General features: G+C 63.5%; 5 protein-coding genes and 1 riboswitch. Of the genes, 1 reads left to right on the top strand and 4 read right to left on the bottom strand.

Translation table 11 applies throughout. The annotated features are described in order from the left end of the window. Both ACYVDE_RS14755 and ACYVDE_RS14760 read right to left on the bottom strand, forming a co-directional pair. On the bottom strand, positions 1-422 hold a 422-nt coding region (locus ACYVDE_RS14755; RefSeq protein WP_460502309.1), incomplete at its 3' end, for a GAF domain-containing protein. Between the two features lie 172 nt (positions 423-594). Next, positions 595-1,251: an HD domain-containing protein gene (locus ACYVDE_RS14760; RefSeq protein WP_460502310.1), complete on the bottom strand. Its 657-nt coding sequence runs from the start codon at positions 1,249-1,251 to the stop codon at positions 595-597. A 124-nt stretch (positions 1,252-1,375) separates the two neighbouring features. Between ACYVDE_RS14760 and ACYVDE_RS14765 the strand changes: the two genes are divergently transcribed. After that, positions 1,376-1,855, top strand: coding sequence for a hypothetical protein (locus ACYVDE_RS14765; RefSeq protein WP_460502311.1), 480 nt, complete (start codon positions 1,376-1,378; stop codon positions 1,853-1,855). 41 nt (positions 1,856-1,896) lie between these two features. On the opposite strand, the gene ACYVDE_RS14770 is transcribed toward ACYVDE_RS14765, so the two are convergent. Together ACYVDE_RS14770 and ACYVDE_RS14775 are read right to left on the bottom strand one after the other, a co-directional pair. Next, positions 1,897-3,357, bottom strand: coding sequence for an amino acid permease (locus tag ACYVDE_RS14770; RefSeq protein WP_460502312.1), 1,461 nt, complete (start codon positions 3,355-3,357; stop codon positions 1,897-1,899). A 235-nt stretch (positions 3,358-3,592) separates the two neighbouring features. Next, a riboswitch (SAM riboswitch) is annotated at positions 3,593-3,684 on the bottom strand. 273 nt (positions 3,685-3,957) lie between these two features. Further along, positions 3,958-4,740, bottom strand: a 783-nt coding sequence (locus tag ACYVDE_RS14775; protein WP_460502313.1) for a TonB-dependent receptor domain-containing protein, incomplete at its 5' end; no start/stop codon positions are given.

Raw genomic sequence — 4,740 nt, forward strand, 5'->3', positions numbered from 1 at the left:
GGCTGCTGGCCGAGCACGCAAAGGCTGCCAATGGGCTGGCCCGCGGCCGTGCGCATGGCGTGCGCCGCGTAGAAGCCCAGGCGCAGCTGCTGGGCCACGTAGGGATTTACCAGGGCGCAGGGCTCGGCGGCTACGTCCGGAAACTCGGTGAGGTCGTCGCTGAGAATGGCCACCGAGCACATGCTGTCTTCGCGGGGCACCACCTGAGCATCGGGCAGGCCGGTGTTGCCGATGAATACTACGTCGTCGGCCCGCACCAGGCTCACCAGCGCCATGGGCACATCGAGCAGTTTGGCAACGATGCTCACAAAATCGTTGAACAGCGTTTGGCCCGGCGTGCTCAGCACCTGGTAGGGTTGCAGCGCGGTGAGGCGCTCATGCTCGTACGAAGGAATCAGGCTGGGAAAAAGGGATTTTTGCATTCGTGCTCACAATCAGGTTCTCCTATCTGCTTGCCCGCTTGGGAAGCTCCTCTGTGCTGCAAATATTCCGTCTGCTGAGATTAAGCAGGCATTAAATCCCCCTAAAAACAATCTTTTTCGGGCCGAATGGCTTGGGCAGGCCGGTGAAGGCTCGCATTATTCTGCCGGCAGCTCAGGGCTGGGAATCGAGGCTGCCGCGGTTCCAAGCGTCAATTTCGGCCTGCAGGTTCAGCCGGGCGGCGGCATCAAGCTCTGCCCGCAGGGCCGGCGTTTGAAAGAGCACTGGTGCGGCCAGCATCTTTGCCAGCACCTTGCGGCGCCCGGGGCGATAGAGCAGCGTTGGCACATGCCGGTACTCCTGCCGCACCTGCCGGGCGTAGGCCCAGTACCCGGCGGCCGGGGCCCCGAGGATGCTCAGGTCGGCATCGAGAAAGTAGAGCAGGTCGGTATCGTGCGACGGCTGGGGCTGGATGTGGTCGGCGGTGCGCCCGATGAGGAACGCCACACGCTGCTGCCGGGCAGGCTCCAGCAGCGAGCCCCGCAGAAAAGCCAGCGCCTCGGCGGCGCTGCGGGCTTCGTTGTCGGACCGGCGGGCGTCGTACACCGCGTCGTGAAACCAGACGGCCAGCTGCACCACCACCGGGTCGCGCAAGGGGGCTGCCGCTACCCTATTCAGCAGGTTTTCGATGTGCTGCAGGTTGTGGTAGTGACGGCTGGGCGCCTGGTAGGCGGCGGCCAGGCGCTGCCATTCGGCCTCGCGGCGGGCGGCATCGGGCACAAGCGGCGTGGTGAGGCGATGCCAGCGGGCGGCTAGTTGAGACTGGTCCATGTAGGCGCGGCTTTCGAATGAAAAGTGCGCAAAAGGTAGGCAATCTCCGGCGGCGGCAGCCCGGCACCGGCACAACCGCCTGCCAGGCCCGCCGTAGACACTCAGACACCTTTTCCCCTTCCGTATGCCCCGCACCGTCGTCGGTTTATTCACCAGCGCTTCCGAAGCCGAGTTTGCCGTGGCGCAGCTACATGCGGCCGGCTTTGCCGCCCCCGCCGTGCAGCTCGCCTCCCGCGATACCCTGCAGGCCGAGCACCAGATTGACGTGGAAACGCCCCGCGAAACATTTCAGGACGCCGTGACGCGGTTTTTCAGCGGTATTTTCAGCGGCACGCAGGTCGATGATGCCCAAGCCCACATTGCCGCCACCGGCCCCGAGCACGCCGTCATCACCGTCGACACGACTACTACCGAAGAAGCCGACCACGCCCGCGAGCTACTCGACCGCAACGGAGCCGTGGATGTGTACAAGCAGCGCCCACTGGCCTCAGCCCTACCCGTCACGGCTGAGACAACTGTCGCCGATGAGGTTGATTTAGAAGGTGACCTCGGCCGCGTGCGCGACCGTGAGGAGCTGGATGCGAACGGACTGACGACACATTGAATTGGTAGCATTGATTTCCTGCAGTGTGCGCAGTGAAATTTTTAGTGTGGAAGTTCAGCTTTCTCCTGCGCCAGCCGCAGCTTGCTGTTCTTCTTTCCGTAGCCGAAGTAGATGGCCATGCCCAGCGCCAGCCACACGATGAGGCGCAGCCAGGTTTCCCAGGGCAGCGAGGCCATCATCACGAGGCACACCACAATGCCCAGAATGGGTACCACCGGCACCCACGGCGTGCGGAACGAGCGGGGCGCGTCGGGGTTGGTTTTGCGCATAATCATCACGCCGAGGCACACCATCACAAAGGCCAGCAGCGTGCCGATGCTCGTCATCTCGCCCACCACCGAGATGGGCACGAAGCCCGCAAACAGCGCGATGAAGGTGCCGAGCAGCAGCGTCGACTGCGCCGGCGTGTTGAAGGTGGGGTGCAGGCGCGAGAACACCGGCGGCAGCAGCCCGTCCTTCGACATCGAGAAAAATACCCGCGACTGCCCCAGCAAATCGACCAAAATCACCGACGTGTAGCCCACCAGAATGGCCAATATCACGGCCGACGACAGCCACGCGTAGGGCGTTTTCTCGATGGCCACGGCTACCGGCGCGGCGTTGTTCTTGAACTCGGTGTAGTTGGCCAGGCCCGTGAGCACGTGCCCGAACAACACAAACAGCACCGTGCACACCGCCAGCGAGCCCAGAATGCCAATGGGCATGTTGCGCTGCGGGTTTTTGGTTTCCTGGGCCATCGTGGCCACGATGTCGAAGCCGATGAAGACGAAGAAAATCACGCCCGCCCCGCGCAGAATCCCGCTCAGCCCAAACTCGCCGAAAGTGCCGGTGTTGGCCGGGATGTAGGGTTGGTAGTTGGCGGGGTCGATGTACTGCCACCCCAGGGCGATGAACACCAGCACCACGGCCACCTTCAGCGCCACCACCAGCGCATTGAACCAGGCCGAGCCCTTGGTGCCGCGCGTCACGATGGCCGTAATGGCCAGCACGATGAGCATGGCCGGCACGTTCACGTAGCCGCTCACGGTGCTGCCGTCGGCCAGCTTGGCGCTTTCGAAGGGCGACATTACCAGCCGCGCCGGGATGTGCAGGCCGTATTTTCCGAGGAATTTGATGAGGTACTGCGACCAGCTGATGGCCACCGTGGCCGCGCCCACCGAGTATTCGAGCACCAAGTCCCAGCCAATAATCCAGGCAAACAGCTCCCCCATCGTGGCGTACGAATACGTATAGGCCGAGCCCGAAACGGGCACCAGCGCCGCAAACTCGGCGTAGCAAAGGGCCGAGAAGGCGCAGCCCACCGCCGCCACCACGAAGGAGAGCGTGACGGCCGGCCCGGCATTGTTGGCCGCCGCAATGCCGGTGAGCGAGAACAGCCCCGCCCCGATAATCACCCCGATGCCAATGGCAATCAGGCTCACGCCGTTCAGGCTGCGTTTGAGGGTGTTCGCCCCCGTTTCCGCCGCTTCGGCCCGAAGCAGCTCCAATGATTTTTTCAACATAATCCGATAAATACGCGCCACGCCACCGCCCCACCCGGAGCGGCCGTGCCGCAAGCAAAAAACCCGTAAAAAGGAAATGAAAGTGCGCCGGCCGCAGCCGTTCGGCTACGCGGCGCGAGTGCCCGCTAGCAACAGCAACAACAGCCCGTCAGCATCCGGCCCATCGTTGAGAAACGGGCACGAGCAACACCAGAAAAAGCAAGCGAGGCAGCAGGAACAGCGGGCATGGCAGTTGTTTTTATATGGTCAGGAATTGGCACCGGTCCGCGGTTGCGGGTGGTTGCCGGCGCGTCGTTGAGCCTGTCTCTCAGCGCCTCTGTATAAAAACAATCCATCCGGGAGGAGGAATTGATGGGGCAAAGGTAGGGCCGAATGGGCCTTCATTGGGTTCTGCCAGAAAAAAAGCACGTCATGCCGAGCGCAGCCGAGGCATCTCGCGTGCAGTAGTAACCAGAAAAAAGAACGTCATGCTGAGCGCAGTCGAAGCATCTCTACCGCGGAAGTAATTTGATTACTACCACACGCGAGATGCCTCGGCTGCGCTCGGCATGACGTCCCTCTTTGTTCGTTGCCAGCCACTCCGGCGGCGCGGCCCCGACCCTACTTCCGCAGCGCCACGCGCACGCCGGCCATCAGCCAGCGGCCGGGCATCTGGGCACCCAGCAGGTCGGAATATTTCGCGTCGAACAGGTTCTGGGCCTGGCCCACCACCCACAGGCGCTCGGGCAGCAGCGCCACATCGAGCCGGCCGTTGATGACCACGTAATCGGGCGTGAGCACGGCATCGTTGATGGTGGCGCTGGGGGTAGTCTTCTGGCCGGCGCGCTGCTTATACACCCCGCCCAGGCTGGCCGTGAAGCGGCGGTGCACCAGGCTCACATTGCCGCTGATGAGCTGCAGGGCCACGTTACTCAGGTACTGCGACGTGATGTTGCCGTCTACGTTTAGGTGGGTGTAGGTGTAGCCCACGGTGCCGTCGAGGCGCAGGCCGGGCGTGAGCTGGGCGCGGGTGCTAGCTTCCAGCTCGAAGCCCTGGGTGCTCACGGCAAACAGGTTTTCGGCCAGGCGGTAGGTGTTGGCGGGGTTCAGGTTGGCGAGGCCGGTTTTTTCAATCACCAGCGCGCCGGGCTGGCCCACGTAGTCAATCAGGTTGCGGCCATAGCGGTTGAAGTAGGTGCCGCGCAATGTGAGGGCCGGCAGGGGCTGGAAGTCGAGGCCGCCTTCGTAGCTCCAAGTGCGCTCGGCGCTCAGGTTGGGGTTGCCCACGTTGAAGCCATTGGGCACCGTGCCCGGCCGGATGGACGAGTAATACTGCTCGGTGAAGTTGGCCGCCCGAATGGCCCGGCCCACGGCCCCGCGCACCGTCAGCCGCTCGCCCAGGCG

The sequence above is a fragment of the Hymenobacter agri genome (genome assembly GCF_054778495.1).